The sequence below is a fragment of the Haemophilus haemolyticus genome (genome assembly GCF_001008205.1).
Lineage (GTDB): Bacteria > Pseudomonadota > Gammaproteobacteria > Enterobacterales > Pasteurellaceae > Haemophilus > Haemophilus haemolyticus_Q.
The window spans coordinates 41,950-61,379 of the sequence record NZ_LCTK01000031.1 but is presented as its reverse complement, the minus strand read 5'-3'; the positions used below and the strand labels follow the sequence as shown (position 1 = coordinate 61,379).

The window sequence follows — 19,430 nt, the reverse complement described above, 5'->3', positions numbered from 1 at the left end:
TGAAAAATTACACTTGTTTATTCAATACTCTCGTAATAAAGTAATGCAATCGTTTACTTATTAAAATAAGGAAAAGAAATGAATCAATTAGAAATGAAAAGACTCGCTGCACAAGCCGCATTACAATATGTAAAAGCAGATACGATTGTTGGGGTGGGAAGCGGCTCCACGGTGAACTGCTTTATTGAGGCTTTGGGTACAATCAAAGATAAAATTCAAGGCGCCGTTGCAGCTTCAAAAGCATCAGAAGAATTATTACGTAAACAAGGTATCGAAGTATTTAATGCAAATGATGTCTCGAGCTTAGATATTTATGTGGATGGTGCAGATGAAATCAATCCACAAAAAATGATGATTAAAGGTGGCGGTGCAGCGCTCACTTGTGAAAAAATCGTCGCTGCATTAGCAAAAAAATTTATTTGTATTGTGGATTCGAGTAAACAAGTGGATGTATTGGGTTCAACCTTCCCATTACCAGTTGAAGTTATTCCAATGGCTCGTTCACAAGTAGGCAGAAAATTAGCCGCACTTGGTGGTGCGCCTGAATATCGTGAAGGCGTGGTGACTGACAACGGCAATGTGATTTTAGATGTGCACAACTTCACTATTTTAAATCCAGTCGAAATGGAAAAAGAATTAAACAACGTTGCAGGTGTCGTCACTAACGGGATATTCGCGTTACGTGGCGCAGACGTTGTGATCGTCGGGACGCCTGAAGGCGCAAAAATTATTGACTAATTCATAATAAAAATCATAAGGAAGCAAACATGACAAACAAAGTCTCTCTAGACAAATCAAAAATCAAATTTGTATTGTTTGAAGGTGTGCATCAAAGCGCACTTGATACGCTCCATGCAGCAGGCTATACCAATATTGATTACTATAAAAAAGCGCTAGATGGTGATGAATTAAAAGAGGCCATTAAAGATGCACACTTTATCGGCTTGCGTTCTCGCACCCATTTAACGGCAGAAATGATTGAGGCCGCACCCAAATTAATCGCAGTGGGATGTTTCTGTATTGGTACAAACCAAGTGGATTTAAACGCAGCAAAAGCGCGTGGAATCCCTGTATTTAATGCCCCATTCTCAAACACTCGCTCCGTTGCAGAACTTGTATTAGGTGAGATTTTATTACTTATGCGCAATGTGCCACAGGCTAATGCCGAAGTACATCGTGGCGTCTGGAATAAATCAGCGACGGGATCTCATGAAGTGCGGGGTAAAAAATTGGGCATTATTGGTTACGGCCACATTGGTTCACAATTAAGTATTATTGCGGAATCATTAGGTATGGATGTACATTTCTACGATATCGAAAATAAACTTCCGCTCGGTAATGCCAAACAGGTTCGTAGCCTTGAGGAATTACTCAGTTCTTGCGATGTAGTTTCATTACATGTTCCAGAGTTACCATCTACCAAAAACTTAATGAACGCTGAGCGTATCGCACAATTAAAACAAGGTGCAATTTTGATCAATGCCGCGCGGGGCACAGTGGTAGATATTGATGCGCTCGCTCAAGCCTTAAAAGACGGGAAAATTCACGGTGCCGCCATTGATGTATTCCCAATTGAACCTGCGTCAATTAATGAAGAATTTGTCTCACCGCTACGCGAATTTGATAATGTGATTTTAACTCCACATATCGGCGGTTCAACAGCAGAAGCACAGGAAAATATCGGTTTTGAAGTAGCAGGCAAATTTGTTAAATATTCAGACAATGGTTCAACGCTTTCTTCCGTCAACTTCCCTGAAGTATCTTTACCAGAGCATGAAGGAACAAAACGCTTATTGCATATTCACGAAAATCGTCCTGGTATATTGAATAAACTGAACCAAATTTTCGTCGAAGCCAACCTCAATATTGCCGCGCAATATTTACAAACTGACCCGAAAATTGGTTATGTTGTCGTAGATGTAGAAACGAATGATGCATCGCCATTACTGGCGAAATTGAAGGAAATCGATGGCACAATTCGTGCGCGAGTACTTTATTAGATAGAAAAAAGATCAGGTTAATACCTGATCTTTTTTACTTTATTATTCAGTAATCGAATAAGGTAATTGCACTCGCTCTAACAATATTTCACTATTCGGCAATCTAAATTGTTGTTCCGAATCAATGTCGTTATTCATCACAACTTGCAACCATAAAACACCGTCTAAATTGACCGCACTTGTAATCGCGCCTGTTTTTCGCCAATTTGATTCAATCTGCATTTCAATTTCACTACCAATTTCCACTTCCTGCTGGGTTTGTACTTTAAAGACAAACGTTGCGCGTTTATTCGCACCACGATATTTCGCACGAGCTACCGTTTCTTGTCCAATATAGCAACCTTTAGTAAAAGAAATGGCTTGCTCAATAGCCTGTAAATTTAGCGCCTGTGGAATAAATTCATTTTGCGTTTGTGGGCTTAAATTTGGCAATCCCGCTTGAATATCGGCTACATCCCAAATTTTTTCATCGCCATTAAAATTCACGGGCAATTCGGTTTCATTCAATAAAATTGAACGCTGTCCATCAATTTCCCATGAAAAATGCGGTGTGATTTTTCCACATTTTTCACCTATCACGCCAATGATTTGCCAATCACGTAAATCAAAACTGACTTTTGAAAATACCGCATATTTTTTCAAAGCATCCAGCCCACTTGGCAAAAGATCTTTCTTAATGAGCAAAAAGAATTGTTCGCTACTTACTTTAAACAAACGGTAAATTGCATTCATTTTACCTTTTGGATCGCAGTGAGCAGTAAGTGTTGTTGCTCCACTTGCTAATCGCACAACATCCGTCGTTAACTGCCCTTGCAAATATTTTTCTGCATCCGCACCATGTGCCTCAATCAGTTGATATTGAGTAAGAGAAATAAATTGAGACATTCTACTTTCCTATTCTAAATTCTGGATTTGCTCACGCATTTGTTCAATAAGCACTTTCAGCTCAACTGCAGAAGCCGTGATATCCGCATTAATGGATTTAGATGCAAGCGTATTCGATTCACGATTCAACTCTTGCATCATAAAATCTAATTTACGGCCAACTGCACCACCTTTTTTCAAAATATTAGTGGTTTCTTTCACGTGCATTTGTAAACGATCGAGCTCTTCCGCCACATCAACGCGTTGAGCGAGTAAAATCATTTCTTGTTCCACACGTTGCGGATCAAGATTAATTTGAGCATCTTCAAAACGTTGCAATAAACGTTCACGTTGCCATTGTAAAACTGCCGGCATTTGTGACCGTACTTTATCCGCTTCCACAGCAATGGCATCCAAGCGTTGTTGAATAATATCGTTAAGTTTTTCGCCTTCACGACCACGCATTGCAATAAAATCTGTCAGTAAATTATCAAAGGCCGTCAATAAATCTTGACTAATCGCATCTAAGTCTTGCTCTTGCGCTTCCACCACACCGGGATAACGCAACACGTCTGTCAAATTAATTTCACCTTCTCCAGCTTGAGTTTTAATCCATTGCAAAGACTTAATCACTTGATTCGCAAGCTCTTTATTTAAATTCAATTCAGCATTTGTTTGTTTTTTTGTTTCAATGCGCAAAGAACATTCAATTTTACCGCGAGTAAGACTTTGACGAAGTTTCTCACGTAACGTGTTTTCTAATCCTCGAAATTGCTCTGGCAAACGGAAAAAGTTTTCTAAATAACGTTGGTTAACGGAACGAATTTCCCATACTGCATCGCCCCAATCTTTTTTCACTTCAAGGCGTGCAAAAGCGGTCATACTGTAAATCATAAGCTCTCCTATTTTGTCTTAGTTGATTCGCTAAGTATTGTAACGAGATGAACACAGAAAGGGAAAAGAAAAGTGCGGTAAATAATAAAGATATTTTGTATTCTGTTGTTTACACACTGTAAATTTTAAAATACAATCACCGTAAATTTATTATTACACAATAAGGAAGCAAACATGAACAAAACTGTAGGCAGCACACTTCTCGTTGCCGGTACGATGATTGGCGCGGGAATGTTGGCAATGCCACTCACTTCCGCTGGTATCGGATTCGGCTTTACTTTAGTCTTATTATTAGGGCTTTGGGCATTATTAACTTTTAGCGCTCTTTTATTCGTTGAACTCTATCAAACTGCGGAAAGTGATGCGGGCATCGGCACACTCGCTGAGCAATATTTTGGTAAAGCAGGACGCATTATTGCCACGGCAGTACTAATTATTTTCTTATACGCATTAATTGCCGCTTATATCAGCGGTGGCGGTTCACTACTAAAAGATTTATTACCAGAAAGTTTTGGTGATAAAGTTAGCATCTTATTATTTACCGTAATTTTCGGTTCATTTATCGTCATCGGTACACATAGCGTAGATAAAATTAATCGTGTGTTATTTTTTGTGATGCTTGCGGCCTTTGCCGTGGTGTTAAGCTTAATGTTGCCAGAAATCAAATTTGATAACTTAATGGCGACGCCAATTGATAACGCTTTAATTATCTCTGCAAGCCCTGTCTTTTTCACGGCATTTGGTTTCCACGGTTCTATTCCAAGTTTAAATAAATACTTAGGCGGTAACGTAAAAGCATTACGCATTTCTATTCTGGCGGGTTCAGCAATTACCCTTTTCGCTTATATTTTATGGCAAATGTCGACGCACGGCTTGCTCACACAAAATGAGTTCTTACAAATTTTAAAAGAAGATGCCACCTTAAATGGCTTAGTAAAAGCAACGCTTGCTATCACTGGCAGTAACATGATCGCAGGTGCGGTAAAATTATTCTCAACTTTGGCGCTGGTTACTTCTTTCTTGGGCGTAGGGCTTGGATTGTTGGAATGTATCGAAGATTTATTAAAACGATCTTTTAATATTTCTGCAGGGCGCATCTCACTTGGCTTAATGACGTTCATTCCACCACTCGTCTTTGCGCTTTTCTATCCTGAAGGTTTTATTTTAGCGCTAGGCTACGCAGGTCAAATGTTTGCATTCTATGCCGTAGTATTGCCAGTTAGCCTTGTTTGGAAAGCTCGTCGAACTCACACCAATTTGCCATACAAAGTATGGGGAGGAAATATGACTTTAATTATCGTATTGGTATTAGGCGTAATCATTACATCCATTCCATTTGCGATTCGTGCGGGTTACTTGCCATTTGTCGTGGGTTAAAAAACAAGGAAAAACCTACCACACTTCCCAATCTCCATAAAACAAAACGTCGTTCAATCATGAACGACGTTTTTATATTTAGATAAAGTGCGGTGAATTTTTAATGCGTTTTATGGCTTGTGCTATACAAAATTTTATCTGTATAAGCCAAAGCAATTGCCGACACTAAAAAGCCTAAATGCAATAATAACTGCCACATCATCGTTTTTTCTGGCGTATTGCTCGTGTTCACAAAGGTTTGCAGCATATGGATAGATGAAATGCCGATAATAGACATAGAAAGTTTAACTTTCAACACAGTTGCATTTACATGGCTCATCCACTCAGGCTGATCGGGGTGATTACGTGTACGCAATTTGGATACAAAAATTTCATAGCCGCCGATAGTCACCATCACAAGCAAGTTTGCGATCATCACGACATCAATCAAATTCAACACACCCAACATAATCGTGTTGGAATCCATCTCATTGACATTAATCACCAATGCCCACAAGCCTTTAATAAACTTATAAGAGTAGATCGCTAGCGTTACAATCAAACCCAAATAAATCGGCACTTGCAACCAGCGACTAGCAAAAATTATTTTCGCGATAATATTCGATTGTTCGTTATATTTCGCATAAGGATCAACAGGTTTGTTTTCTTCCATTTGATTTTATTCCTAAATTAAATAGTTAGTTAAATAAACAAAAAAACCGCAAGAAAATAGCAGTTTTTTTGAAAATAGCAATAAAGAAATCGAGTTATTCTTATTTTATTTATACATTTGAAGGGGAAGAAATTGATTCTCTCAAAATACAGGTCGGCTCTAACACTAAAGTGCGGTAATTTTCATTGGGTTCTTGTATACGTTGTAATAAAGTCTCAACAGCAAGCTTACCTAATTCAGCTTTAGGTTGACTGATTGTAGATAAAGAAGGGAAAAGATAACGAGCTAATTCAATATCATCGTATCCCATGATAGAAATATCTTGCGGAATACGTAAACCTTGATTCTGAATTGCCTGATAGGCGCCAATAGCAATAGTATCGCTACAACAGAAAATAGCCGTCGGTCTATCTGATAACGCAAGCAGTTTTTGCGCCCCAACTATCCCTCCTTCAAAATCAAAATGACTTTCTACAATCCAATCAGGATTTAAAACTATATTAGCTTCAGACAAAGCTTTCTTATATCCCTGCAAACGATTTTTAGCAACTGACTTTCTGAGATTACCCGTAATAATGCCAATTTTCTGGTGTCCCGCATCAACCATAGATTTTGTTGCAAGATAACCGCCACGTTCTGAGTTCTCTAGAATTTTGTCTGCATTTAACTCGGTAAACCACCAATCCATCACAACTAAGGGCAAAGATACTGTAAGCTCCATATCCGCTTGAAAACGACTATCTCCGCACATCAGTAATACACCATCTACTTGTTTATGTATTAAGGTTTGTAGATTTTGGTGTAAACGCTTGGCATCCCCACCCGTTGTAGCAATAATAAGATTATATTGATTTTTCTGACAATATTGCTCCACCCCAGCCATAACTTCAGAGAAAAAAGGATTATTAGTCGCTGTAACAAGCAACCCTATCGTTTTTGTCGTTTTTACCTTTAAGCTACGAGCTATATAAGAAGGCGTATAATTAAGTTCAACAACTATACGCATTACTTTCTCTCGAATTTCGTCACTGACAAAACGAGATCCATTAATCACATGAGAAACAGTAGAGGTAGACACTTGCGCCAATCGAGCAATATCTTTCATTGTTGCCATAAAACACCTAAAAAATTGACCGCACTTTAAACATGAGCCAGAAATTCTAATGTTTCTTGACGAGTAGGAATAGATGGTTGAGCGCCTTTACGTGTTACACTAATCGCAGCGGCAGCCTGACCAAATCTAACGGCATTTTCAAAGGATTGACCTTCTAGCAAGGCTGTAACAAATCCACCATTAAATGTGTCACCAGCAGCCGTTGTATCTACCGCTTTTACACGGAAACCCTTAATTATACGAGCTTCACCATTTTGGCTAACAAACACACCTTTCTCACCTAATGTAATCATGACACAATCAATTCCTTTTTTATGGAAAACTTGAGCAGCTTCCACCGCACTTTGTTCATCACTCACTCGTACACCGGTAAGGATTTCAGCTTCTGTTTCATTTGGTGTAATGATATCAATCATACTTAATAAGGTATCCGATAAATCTCTCGCAGGAGCAGGATTTAGTACGACTTTCACACCATTTTCTTGAGCAATTTTTGCAGCAAGCTCCACACCTGAAATAGGCGTTTCTAACTGCATTAACAAATAATTAGATTGAGCAATTTTTGCTTTACTATGCTGCACCAATTTTTCATCTAAATGTGCGTTTGCTCCACGGGCTAATACAATGCTATTTTCACCTGATTGAGCTACTTGAATAAATGCCATTCCGGTCATTTCTTGAGAAATAGAATGAATATTTGTCGTATCAATCCCCTCTTGTGAAAATGCATTTTTCATTGTTTCGCCTATAACATCGGAGCCAACACAGCCAATAAACTCTACATTTGCCCCTAACCGAGCAGCAGCTACCGCCTGATTTGCACCTTTTCCACCATAGACAAGCTGGTAATTATCACCAGTTAATGTTTCGCCAGGCTTAGAAAAATAAGGAACAGAAATCACATGATCAGCATTAATACTGCCAAGAACGGTGAGTTTTTTGTTCATGTTAAACTCCTTGAACAATTAAAATTTGTCTTTATAAATCGAAAGAGACATGGTTCTGAAGAAACTGGGACTCCCCCTACCATTAATGCAATCTGTTGCATATAAGCAAAGGGGAGATACAAAGTGATGCAATAACTATTCACTAATTACTTTTAAATCTACTGGAATTTTTGATTCCACTTTTTCGCCTTTTAAGATTTTATCAGCTGTAACAACACCCAATGAACCAATAAGATCAGGTTGTTGTGCAATAGTTGCAGCCATTTTTCCACCTTTCACCGCTTTAACACCATCATCTGTACCATCAAATCCCACAACAAGGACTTTTTTGTTAGATGCTTTAATTGCCCGTAATGCACCTAATGCCATCTCATCATTTTGAGCAAAAATAGCCTGTACATCTCCTTTTGAGGCAAGTAAATTTTCCGTTACATTCAAACCTTTTGTACGATCAAAGTCCGCAGGCTGACTAGCTAATACATTAAACTTATGTGCAGTGATGGCTTGTTTAAAACCTTCACCTCGTTCACGCGCTGCAGATGTACCAGCAATACCTTCAAGTTGGATAACCTTAGCTCCATCACCTAATTTTTGTGCAATGAAATCCCCAGCCATTTTTCCGCCTGCTATATTGTCAGATGCGATATGGCTTACTACTTTTCCTTTAGCCGCACCACGGTCTAATGTAATAACTGGAATATGATTACGGTTTGCAATCGCCACTGCATTTCCAACAGCTTCAGAATCAGTTGGATTGATCAATAGTACTTTTGCACCACGCACTGTTAAATCTTCAACATTAGCAAGTTCTTTAGCTGGGTCATTTTGTGAATCAAGCACGACTAATTTATAACCTAATTCGTCCGCTTTTTTCTGTGCACCATCTTTTAACGTTACAAAAAACGGGTTATCTAATGTAGATACTGCCAAAGCGATTGTGTCTTGCGCAGAAGCAGAGCCAGAAACAGCCAAACCTAATAATACAGCAGAAGTAAGTGCGGTTAGTTTTTTCATAGTTTCTCCTTAAAGTGAGTTACAGTTTTTTTGTACCAAGATAGTTATCGGCTAAAACAGCAACCAAAATAACCAACGCTTTTGCTATCATTTGATAGTAAGATGAAATATCTAATAAATTTAATGCATTGTTTAAAAATCCAATGATTAATGCACCGATGAGAGTTCCCATTACACGACCTTTTCCCCCCATCAAACTGGTTCCCCCTACAACAACAGCAGCAATAGCATCCAATTCATAAGATACTCCAGCAGTCGGTTGTGCAGAGGATAAACGTGAAGTAACAATTAAACCTGCTAATGCAGAAAGGAAACCACTGACAGCAAAAACAAATACTTTGATTTTATTGACGTTAATACCAGAAAGTTGGGTCGCTGCCTCATTTCCACCTAAAGCATAAATATAGCGACCGATTGGTGTGTGTTTTAAAATATACCAAGCAACCGCAAACACGATACTCATAATCCAAATTGGTACTGGGATACCTAAAACATAGCCTGTACCAATACCAGCAAACATATCCGCATTATCAGAGAAACCTGTCGTAATAGGACGACCATCTGTATAAACCATTGTTACACCACGCAGTAAGGTCATGGTAACCAAGGTAGCAATAAAAGCCTGAACTTTTCCTTTTGCAACAATTACACCACTTACACCACCAAGAAGTGTTCCAATCAATAAAACAACAGGAATGACTAAAAAAATAGGCAATTCAATACTTACCATTGAGGCTGCAATAGCACCAGTCAATGCCAATACAGATCCAACAGAAAGATCTATTCCCGCAATTAAGATAACAAAGGTCATCCCAACTGCAATAATCGCATTAACTGAAGTTTGACGTAAAATATTCAAAATATTATCTACGCTAAAAAAATCAGGATTAATCACTGATACAATTGCGATAAGAATAATCAACGCAATAAAAGAACGCTGTTCAATCAAAAATCTTCCTATTTGAAAATTAGATGTTTCATTTTTCATCATACTTACCTACTCTTATTTACCAATAGCTGCTGCTAATAACTTTTCTTGTGTTGCCTCTTCACGAGAAAATTCTGCACTAATTTTACCTTCACGCATTACCAACACTCGATCACTCATACCAAGCACCTCTGGCATATCCGATGAAATCATCAAAATACTCAAACCATCCTTCTTAAACTCGTTAATAAGTTGGTAAATTTCCTTCTTAGCACCAACATCTACACCACGAGTAGGTTCATCTAAAATCAACACATTTGGGCGAGTCATTAATCCACGAGCAATTGCCACTTTTTGTTGATTTCCACCAGACAGTAAACCTACCTGTTGATCACGACTAGGGGTCTTAATATTAAACATCAAAATAAAATCATCGACTGCCATTTTTTCCGCTTGATGGCGAATACTGCCCTTTTGTGAAAAATGATCGAGTGATGTGAGCGACATATTTTCTTTCACCGACATGCCTAAAACCAAGCCATCACCTTTACGATCTTCGGATATATACACAATGCCATTATCTAAACCATCTTGCGGACTGCGATTCTCAATATCCTGATTTTTTAACCGCACTTTACCGCTTGTTTTTGGTAATGCACCGTAAAGTAACTTTCCAAGCTCAGTTCTTCCTGCGCCCATTAAACCGGAAACGCCCACAATCTCGCCAGCATTAAGCGTAAATGAAACATCATAAATACCACTACCACTCAGATGCTCTACACTCAACACACATTCACCTTTTTTTCGCTCCAAGTGTGGATATTGTTCATCTAAGCGACGCCCTACCATCATTTCAATTAAATCATCTTCGACAATATCAGCTACTGCACGCTCACCAATGAATTGCCCATCTCTCAGAACCGTTACATCATCGCAAATCTGAAAAATTTCTTTTAAACGATGGGAAATATAAACAATGCCACGATTTTCAGCTTTAAGTTCACGAATAACATTAAATAAAGACTCTGTTTCAGTATCGGTTAATGCATCCGTTGGTTCATCCATAATGATTACTTGAGATTCAAAACTTAGTGCTTTTGCAATCTCAACCATCTGCTGTTCACCAATAGAAAGTTCTGAGCATAATTTTTTACTACTATGGCTTACACCTAAACGAGCTAACAGTTTATCTGCCTCTGTATACATTTTTTGCCAATTAATTGCCCCCCACGAGGTTTTAAATTCACGACCAAGGAAAATGTTTTCAGCAATAGTGAGATTGCCGACCAAATTCAGCTCTTGGTGAATAATACTAATACCCGCCTCTTGTGATTCTTTTGGGCCTTTAAAGGTCACTTCCTTACTGAGATACTCAATGGTGCCAGCATCTTTAGAATAAATACCAGTAAGCACCTTCATCAAAGTCGATTTACCTGCACCATTTTCCCCCATCAATGCCATAACTCGACCAGAATAAACTGATAAACAGGCATTACTTAAAGCCTTCACGCCAGGGAAAGATTTATCAATACCAGAAATTTTAAGTAAGGTTTCCATAATTTCACCTAAATCAAAATGGCACACCAGAATATAAAATTATATTGGCATAAGGAGAACACTCACCACTTCGAACAACCGCTTTGCTTTGGTGTGTATATTTTTTAAAAGTTTCATGTGATACAAACTCTATCTGAAGCTTATTACCTTGATTAGTCTCAATTTGACTAAGTTTAGATAAAAGTGCGGTAAAAATTTCAGGATTTTTTTCTTTAATTTCTTCAGCAATCACTACTCGCTCGACATACATCTCAGTGATCACGGTATCTAAAGTTTGTAAAAAACTTGGCACTCCCGCAGTTAAGGCCAGATCTATACGTTCCACGCTTAATGGAATAGGAAGCCCCGCATCACAAATCGTCAAACTTTCTGTGTGACCAAGGGAAGCGATACAACGAGAAAGTTGTGCATTTAATAACATCGTTTTTTTCATATATTTCCTCTTTCCACCCTTATCGAAACGTTTCGATAAGATAAATATAAAGAACAAAAACAGAAAAACAACTGAGAAATTTCAAATTTGAGATATTAATCACAAAATTTTTTGTTTAGATAAAATAAAAAATTCTCCGACCAAATTCACATTCAATCGGAGAATAAATTATTTGAAATTATCTTAGTTCAACGTATCCAACCTAGCCAAATCAATCTGATTATTCAATAACTCCACTTCTGGCATAGTTTTATTCGCTTTTGCGGAAAGGGTTTTAAATCGTTCTACTTTGCCAACTAAACCTTGTTGGCCAACAAGTGCGGTGACTGTGTGGTTGTATTGGTTGCTGACGGTAGAAAGCGTATTACCGAGCTTACTTAAACGTTCTGCGACCAAGCAAATTTGGTTATAAATTTCACCCGCTTTTTCAGCGATTTCTTTTGCCTCAGCATTACCTCGTTCGATGCGCCAGAGGTTTGCTACGGTACGTAAAATCGGCATTAACGTAGTGTGAGAAACCATAATGACATTACGTTCATAACCGTAATTAAATAAAGCAGGATCAGATTTTAAAGCCTCAATATACGCCGGTTCCACTGCAATAAACATGAGAACAAAATTCGGGCTACGTATGCCAATAAGGTTACTGTAATCTTTTTTATGCAGATCATTAATATGACTTTTCAATGCGGATATATGTTCTTTTAGTAAACGCTCACGTTCAAAATCATCGTCAGAATTCACCGCACTTTCGTAAGCCACCAACGACATTTTGCTATCGATAATTAAGTGTTTTTCATCAGGTAGATTCAACACAAAATCAGGGTAATTACGTCCGCCTTGTTCATCTTTAAAATGTGCTTGAGCACGATAATGCACATTTTCTTCAAGTCCAGCCAGTTGCAACGCTCGTTCTAATTGCACTTCGCCCCAGTTGCCTAACGTTTTCTTTTCGCCTTTCAAGGCAGAAGTTAAATTACTCGCCTCTTGCGACATATTCAGACCAATTTCCAGCACTTTTTTGATTTCAGCTTCCAATCCTGCATTACCTTTCACGGATTCGGAGTGAATTTCATTGACACGTTTTTGAAAACCTTCAATTTGCTCACGGAAAGGCTTGAGCAACGTTTCCAAAGCAGTTTGATTTGATTGACTAAATGAGCGACTTTTTTCATCCAAAATCCGATTGGCTAGATTTTGAAATTCCACGCCCAACTGTTGCTTAGATTGTTCAAAGTTCTGTTGTTGCTCTGAAAAATGTTTTTCTTTCTCAGCTAACGTTGTTTTTAATCCTGTTAATTCTTGAGAAAGTGCGGTCAATTTTTCGGTTAAATGTTGTTGTTCCTGTTCTTTACGAGATAACTGGCTTTGGCTATGTTGAAGCTGTGCATTCAAACTTTCTGCTTGCGCAGAAGCGATCCCGAAGCGTTCTTTTAATGCAGTAATTTGCTCCGCGATGGCTGAATGGCGAGCCTGCTCCTCATCTAATTCTTGGGTAAGATAGTGGATTTTTTCATCACGCTCATTGAGTCGAACTAACAAACCTTGGCTTTCTGTTTGAGCTTTGATGGTTTGCTGCTCTAGCTGATTTTTGATGATGGTAAGTTCATCAAATTTACTAGCAAGTTCATTATAATCTTGAGTCGTTTTCGATAATTCTTGATGAAGATGTGTATATTTTTGCTGGCGTAGAATAAGCAATAAAATTAACAAAATAACGACGGCTAACAAGCTAAAAAGCCACAAATTCTCTGACATATATCCCCCTTAACATGATGCCGTAAATTGTAACATAGAAATGTGAGTTAAATTTTAGCTTTAAGTGCAGTGAAATTATCTTACTCACCGCCCTTATCATAGGCTGCATCAGTCAACGTTTTCAAAAATGCTTCCAACGCATCAATTTCCGCATCAGTAAGCGGTTTACCTTTAAGATCGCTATGGCTTATCGTTGGAGCATATTCTGCTACCGCCCAAGGTTTACCCGTTTCGGGATTTATCTTACGCTCAGGATTGTTATGGCTATCCAAAAATAATAATACGGTACGCAGCTCTTTAAATACACCGTTATGCATATAAGGCGCAGTCACGGCGACATTGCGCAATGTCGGCACTTTAAATTTGCCTTTTTGAGCAATATCACCTTTCACCATTGGATTATCTAATAATCCATTATCCACCCAGTCCTCGCCTAATTTATTGTGAGCAATCAATGCCTCATTTTTCGGCACGCCGAGATTGAAATAACGATAATTTGTAAAAGTTTCTTCACGGTGATCTTTATCATTCAGCTGATGACAATTACTGCAAGTTGTTTTTTCTTTATCAAAAAATAACGCCTTGCCTAATGCTTCTTGCTCAGTAAATTTATCTTGCCCTGCCAAAGTGCGGTCATATTTAGAACTGAATTGAGCAAACAAATCTAATTGCTGAAATGCAGCAAGTGCTTGTTCCATAATGACATAAATTTTCTCATCATCTTGCCAAATTTCCTCGCCCCAATGCTTGGTAACGTAGTCTTTCACTGCCTGATTTTCGGCAATACGTTTTACCACGCTAGCTTTGTCTTTCATGCCCATTTCGACAGGATTGAGAGGAGGCCCCCCCGCCTGCTCAGCTAAATGTTTTGCTCGCCCATCCCAGAATTGGCCGCCAACATAATCCTTAATTTTTTCATCGAAATGAAAATCTGGGGAATATTTTGCATAAATGGCCGTTGGTGTGTTGCGATTACCAAACTTTGTCGGATCATCACCTTGCGAAACCATTTTATCGATATCATTTTCACGTAAATCCGCAAAAGCCGCTGCAGGCATATGGCAAGTAGAACAACTCTGTGTTTTATTGTGTGAAAGTGATTTATCAAAAAAGAAAACCTGACCTAATCCAAGTAATGCGGGATTTATGGGTTCTTCTTGAGCGAAACAAAAAATAGGTAAGGCAAATAATGACAAGAAATATTTTTTCATTCTAACTCCACGGGCATAAAAAATAACTGCACTTAGTCAAAGTAAATCCATCATTATAAATTTAGACTGTGCATAAATAACTTAAACATTGATATCTTACACTAAACTCAAATTTTTAAACCTTTTCTTACATACTTAAACTTAATAGTAGAAAAGCAATACTTTTGGGAATTGAAAAACTGTTAAAACATTTTTTAACTGCGCTTTTTTGATGATCTCAATCACAATAACCTACTATTTTAGTCAATTACTTTATTATAGGTATTATTTTAGCACCACAATACCCGATATAATTAGTCAGGTATTTTACTTTATGTAAAATATTTACCTATGATTTTAAATAGGAAGTTAATTTTTCAATAACCTAGGAGTGATAAAATGGGACAGTATAAAAAGTTCTGGTACCTATTAGTCGCCGTATTAATTGGAGCATTCTCCATTCTCGGTTACTATGGGTTCGAAGTTTATCGTGAAGCACCACCAATTCCGCAACAATATGTTTCGGAATCAGGTGAAAAAGTGATTACTCACGATGAAATTTTACATGGTCAAACCGCTTGGCAAACCACTGGTGGTATGCAAGTGGGTTCTGTTTGGGGGCACGGTGCATACCAAGCGCCTGACTGGACGGCAGATTGGCTTCACCGTGAATTAACTAACTGGTTGGATATTACAGCGAATCAAGAATTTGGTAAAAACTTCTCTGATTTAAATGATGAGCAACAAACTTTATTAAAAGCGCGTTTAACCAAAGAATATCGTGGTAGCAAAGTTGAAAACGGTACTGTTGTGCTTTCAAACACCCGTTTAGCGGCAATGGAAAAAACTGCACAATACTACATTTCTTTATACGGCGATGATCCTGCTACTAAAGTCACTCGTGAACACTTTGCTATGAAGGATAATACCCTTCCAGACTTACAAGCGCGTAAAGACTTAACAAAATTCTTCTTCTGGACTGCATGGACTGCCTCTGCAGAACGTCCAAATACAAATGCAAGTTATACCAACAACTGGCCACATGAGCCATTAATCAATAACGTGCCAACACCAGAAAATGTGGTTTGGTCTATTGCGAGCGTGGTATTCCTCATTGCAGGTATTGGTTTTGTAGTATGGATTTGGTCATTCAAAAAACGTGAAGATGAAAAAGAACCACCAACACCTGAGTTCGATCCACTTACAAAATTACAACTAACCCCCTCTCAACGCGCATTAGGCAAATATCTCTTTACTGTGCTTGCATTATTCTTACTACAAGTAAACTTAGGGGCGATTGTTGCTCACTATACCGTTGAAGGTCAAGAATTCTATGGTATTGATATTTCTCAATACTTCCCTTATTCATTAGTGCGTACATGGCATATTCAAGCGGCATTATTCTGGATTGCAATGGCATTCTTAGCTGGCGGTTTATTCCTTGCACCAATCATCAATGGCGGTAAAGATCCTAAATTCCAAAAATTGGGTGTGGATGTTTTATTCTGGGCATTAGTGGTATTAGTCGTCGGTTCATTCACTGGTAGCTATTTAGCGATTGCACATATTCTTCCAGAAGAATGGAGCTTCATGTTCGGTCACCAAGGCTATGAGTTCATTGACTTAGGTCGTTTCTGGCAAGCGGTGAAATTCGCAGGTATCTTATTCTGGTTAGTCTTAATGCTCCGCGGTACAGTGAACGCATTCAAACAACCAGGAGACAAAAACTTATTAGCGTTATTCTTCGCTTCTGTCATTGCAATTGGCTTATTCTATGGCCCAGCACTATTCTACGGCGAGCACACTCACATTTCAGTGATGGAATACTGGCGTTGGTGGGTAGTTCACCTATGGGTAGAAGGCTTCTTCGAAGTATTCTCTGTAGCGGCGCTTTCATTCATCTTCGTAAGTTTAGGGTTAGTTTCACGTCGTACTGCGACTGTGGCAACCATTACTGAAGCGGCATTGTTCTTAATCGGCGGTATTCCTGGTACGTTCCACCACCTATACTTCGCAGGTGCAACCACCCCAATTATCGCGGTAGGTGCATCATTCTCTGCACTTGAAGTGGTTCCATTAGTGTTATTAGGTCATGAAGCTTGGGAACACTGGGCAATGCAACAAAAAACACCTTGGATGGACCGTTTAAAATGGCCTCTTTACTGCTTCGTTGCCGTTGCATTCTGGAATATGTTAGGTGCAGGTGTATTTGGTTTCTTAATCAATCCACCAATTTCACTCTACTATGTTCAAGGCTTAAACACGACTGCCGTTCACGCGCACGCTGCATTATTCGGTGTGTATGGCTTCTTAGCATTAGGCTTCGTATTCTTAATCTCTCGTTATTTACGTCCAGATACACCATTTAACGATAAGTTAATGAAATGGGGCTTCTGGTTATTAAACGGCGGTTTAGTACTCATGATCGTATCAAGCTTACTACCTATCGGTGTTATTCAAGGATATGCAAGTATCTCTGAAGGCTTATGGTATGCACGTAGTGAAGAATTTATGCAACAACCATTATTCGATACCTTACGTTGGGTTCGTTTAGGTGGTGACGTAGTATTCATCTTCGGTGCACTCGCCTTCTTCTGGCAAATCTTTACGATGATTTTCTTCAGACCTAAACATACTTAGTTAGGTTATCGCCCAAAGCGACTTATGTGAAAGTAGGTCGCTTTTTTATTCTTATCTACCATATCTTATATAAGCTTACAAAGTTTTTCACATAAAATTAACATTACATAAATATTAAAAATATTAGAGGCCGAAGTAGATTAGCAATTATGTTAATCTGCTTCAGCCCCTTAAATAATATCGAATAATGCTTGTTAATAATCTACACCTTAATCAATTGGTTATTTAGTCCAAATTTGGGGGACAGATCAAAGTGCGGTCAAATTTATGATTATTCTTCTTTTGGTAATCGAATCAGGGCGTAAACCAATCCACCCCATACCAAAGCGAGAGACACGATCATCATAATAATTGCACCAGTACTCATTTTATTCTCCTTTAGTTTCATCAATCGTTAATTTGGTTTCGCTTTTCCATTTTAAGCGAGAAAGGAAAAATGCCACGACAAGTAAGCTAATAGACATTCCCCAACCAAAGGTGTTTACGAACCAGTTTGGATAACCTTCGTAACCTTCAGAGAAGACTTTTGCCCCTTCGCTGAAAAGCATGAATGCTAAAACACCACTCGTTAATACAATGCATAAACGCCAGAAGAAACCCACTTTGAAAGATGACGTTTCGTTTAAGTGATTACCCAATAAACCGAGTTTTTCATTTGCCACAATCGCAATTAAAGAAGCGAATGCTACAGCAACAATACCGAAATAGTTTACGAATTTATCGAATACATCTAACATTGGTAAGCCAGTTGTCGTACCGAATAAGATGACAGAAACTAGCATCATCGGTACACCAACGATGAACGTTACTTTCACACGGCTAATACGAATTTTATCTTGGATTGCAGAAATAATTACTTCAATTACAGAAATGAATGAAGTTAATGCCGCAAAGGTTAATGATCCAAAGAACAATACACCTAGCGCTTCACCAAATGGAGCTTTATTGATGATGGTTGGGAACGCAAAAAATGCTAAACCAATTCCGCCTTTTGCCACTTCGCTCACTTCTTGACCTTGCGCAGTAGCAATAAAACCTAATGCTGCAAATACGCCGATACCTGCTAACACTTCAAAGCTACTGTTAGCAAAACCTACAACCAAGCCACTACCAGTCAAATCGGATTCTTTTTTAAGATAAGAGGCGTAAGTCACCATAATCCCAAAGCCGATAGAAAGAGAGAAGAAGATTTGCCCATAGGCCGCAATCCACACACTTGGATTAGAAAGTTTCGACCAATCTGGCGTGAATAACGCATCTAAACCTTTTGCCGCACCGGGTAAGAATAAGGAATAAATCACAAGCGCCATAAACATTACAACGAGCACTGGCATTAATACAGAAGATGCTTTAGCAATCCCTTTTTGAACGCCCATAGAAAGCACGCCTAAGGCAACAATCCACATCGCAATTAATGGGCCAGTCACCATACCGACAAATTCAAAACTAACACCGTTTTTAATGTCGCCCATTTTTAAGAATTCACCGATGAAGAAATCGATTGGTTTATCGCCCCATGCGCCAGTGAAAGAAAAATAGGTGTAGCTTGCCGCCCAGCCTAATACCACAGCGTAATATAATCCGATGATGACATTCACCATCATTTGCCACCAACCAAATACTTCAAAGTGCGGGCTAACACGGCGATAAGAAAGTGGTGCGCCACCACGATTGCGGTGACCAATTGCATAATCTAAGAATAAAAGAGGAATCCCTGCAGTTAATAATGCGATAAGGTAAGGGATCATAAATGCTCCACCACCATTTTCATAAGTGGTATAAGGGAAACGCCAAATATTACCAAGACCGACGGCCGAACCAATCGCGGCCATAATAAATGCTCGACGACCAGAAAAAGTCTCACGCTTCTGCGCTTTTTGGGCTGAGTGCGCCATAAATTATCCTATGTAAAAAAATAAAAAGAGTTTCAATATAATGAAATCTAATCATCAGTCAATAAATAAGCCAAAAGAGCGGTAAAAATTCACGGATTTTTTAATAAAAAGAACATAAATATTCAAAAAAAGCCAATTTTCACCGCACTTTTTTCGTTTTTTTCGCC

General features: G+C 38.6%; 17 protein-coding genes. 4 read left to right on the top strand and 13 right to left on the bottom strand.

Annotated features, from left to right (window positions below; all coding sequences use genetic code 11):
* Positions 1-78: 78 nt before the first annotated feature.
* Positions 79-738: a ribose-5-phosphate isomerase RpiA gene (rpiA, locus tag AAX18_RS07010; protein ID WP_046953395.1), complete on the top strand. Its 660-nt coding sequence runs from the start codon at positions 79-81 to the stop codon at positions 736-738.
* Positions 739-767: 29 nt separating this feature from the next.
* The gene (gene serA / locus AAX18_RS07005) at positions 768-2,000 is read left to right on the top strand and encodes a phosphoglycerate dehydrogenase (protein ID WP_005627097.1); all 1,233 of its coding nucleotides are present in this window, start codon (positions 768-770) and stop codon (positions 1,998-2,000) included.
* Positions 2,001-2,042: 42 nt separating this feature from the next.
* On the opposite strand, the gene ygfZ is transcribed toward serA, so the two are convergent.
* Positions 2,043-2,885 (bottom strand): CAF17-like 4Fe-4S cluster assembly/insertion protein YgfZ, encoded by an 843-nt coding sequence (ygfZ, locus tag AAX18_RS07000; RefSeq protein WP_005627094.1) that lies wholly within the window; start codon positions 2,883-2,885, stop codon positions 2,043-2,045.
* 9 nt (positions 2,886-2,894) lie between these two features.
* Positions 2,895-3,758, bottom strand: coding sequence for a YicC/YloC family endoribonuclease (locus AAX18_RS06995; protein WP_046953394.1), 864 nt, complete (start codon positions 3,756-3,758; stop codon positions 2,895-2,897).
* 174 nt (positions 3,759-3,932) lie between these two features.
* Between AAX18_RS06995 and AAX18_RS06990 the strand changes: the two genes are divergently transcribed.
* Entirely contained in the window at positions 3,933-5,135 is a 1,203-nt protein-coding gene (locus AAX18_RS06990; RefSeq protein WP_046953393.1) for an aromatic amino acid transporter, read from the top strand.
* 100 nt (positions 5,136-5,235) lie between these two features.
* On the opposite strand, the gene AAX18_RS06985 is transcribed toward AAX18_RS06990, so the two are convergent.
* The 9 genes from AAX18_RS06985 to AAX18_RS06945 form a co-directional block, all read right to left on the bottom strand.
* Positions 5,236-5,787, bottom strand: a complete 552-nt coding sequence (locus AAX18_RS06985; protein WP_046953392.1) for a TIGR00645 family protein — start codon at positions 5,785-5,787, stop codon at positions 5,236-5,238.
* Positions 5,788-5,896: 109 nt separating this feature from the next.
* A complete protein-coding gene (locus tag AAX18_RS06980; RefSeq protein WP_046953391.1) occupies positions 5,897-6,901 on the bottom strand; it encodes a substrate-binding domain-containing protein in 1,005 nt (334 codons plus the stop codon).
* Between the two features lie 26 nt (positions 6,902-6,927).
* Positions 6,928-7,848 carry a ribokinase gene (gene rbsK, locus AAX18_RS06975; RefSeq protein WP_046953390.1) on the bottom strand — a complete coding sequence of 307 codons (921 nt, stop codon included), beginning with the start codon at positions 7,846-7,848 and terminating at the stop codon, positions 6,928-6,930.
* Between the two features lie 135 nt (positions 7,849-7,983).
* Positions 7,984-8,862 carry a ribose ABC transporter substrate-binding protein RbsB gene (rbsB, locus tag AAX18_RS06970; protein WP_046953389.1) on the bottom strand — a complete coding sequence of 293 codons (879 nt, stop codon included), beginning with the start codon at positions 8,860-8,862 and terminating at the stop codon, positions 7,984-7,986.
* A 19-nt stretch (positions 8,863-8,881) separates the two neighbouring features.
* Positions 8,882-9,850 carry a ribose ABC transporter permease gene (rbsC, locus tag AAX18_RS06965; RefSeq protein ID WP_046953388.1) on the bottom strand — a complete coding sequence of 323 codons (969 nt, stop codon included), beginning with the start codon at positions 9,848-9,850 and terminating at the stop codon, positions 8,882-8,884.
* A gap of 15 nt (positions 9,851-9,865) precedes the next feature.
* Positions 9,866-11,347 (bottom strand): ribose ABC transporter ATP-binding protein RbsA, encoded by a 1,482-nt coding sequence (rbsA, locus tag AAX18_RS06960; protein ID WP_046953387.1) that lies wholly within the window; start codon positions 11,345-11,347, stop codon positions 9,866-9,868.
* A 13-nt stretch (positions 11,348-11,360) separates the two neighbouring features.
* Positions 11,361-11,780 carry a D-ribose pyranase gene (gene rbsD, locus AAX18_RS06955; protein ID WP_005629201.1) on the bottom strand — a complete coding sequence of 140 codons (420 nt, stop codon included), beginning with the start codon at positions 11,778-11,780 and terminating at the stop codon, positions 11,361-11,363.
* A 183-nt stretch (positions 11,781-11,963) separates the two neighbouring features.
* The gene (locus tag AAX18_RS06950; RefSeq protein WP_005629203.1) at positions 11,964-13,538 is read right to left on the bottom strand and encodes a DNA recombination protein RmuC; all 1,575 of its coding nucleotides are present in this window, start codon (positions 13,536-13,538) and stop codon (positions 11,964-11,966) included.
* An 80-nt stretch (positions 13,539-13,618) separates the two neighbouring features.
* Positions 13,619-14,749, bottom strand: coding sequence for a cytochrome-c peroxidase (locus AAX18_RS06945; protein WP_005629206.1), 1,131 nt, complete (start codon positions 14,747-14,749; stop codon positions 13,619-13,621).
* 378 nt (positions 14,750-15,127) lie between these two features.
* Here AAX18_RS06945 and AAX18_RS06940 point away from each other — a divergent pair, with 378 nt between their 5' ends.
* The gene (locus tag AAX18_RS06940; protein WP_005629208.1) at positions 15,128-17,368 is read left to right on the top strand and encodes a nitric-oxide reductase large subunit; all 2,241 of its coding nucleotides are present in this window, start codon (positions 15,128-15,130) and stop codon (positions 17,366-17,368) included.
* A 271-nt stretch (positions 17,369-17,639) separates the two neighbouring features.
* Here AAX18_RS06940 and AAX18_RS08780 read toward each other — a convergent pair whose 3' ends face one another.
* Positions 17,640-17,735: a methionine/alanine import family NSS transporter small subunit gene (locus AAX18_RS08780; protein ID WP_005629210.1), complete on the bottom strand. Its 96-nt coding sequence runs from the start codon at positions 17,733-17,735 to the stop codon at positions 17,640-17,642.
* Position 17,736: 1 nt separating this feature from the next.
* Positions 17,737-19,263, bottom strand: coding sequence for a sodium-dependent transporter (locus tag AAX18_RS06930; protein ID WP_046953386.1), 1,527 nt, complete (start codon positions 19,261-19,263; stop codon positions 17,737-17,739).
* Between the last annotated feature and the right edge of the window lie 167 nt (positions 19,264-19,430).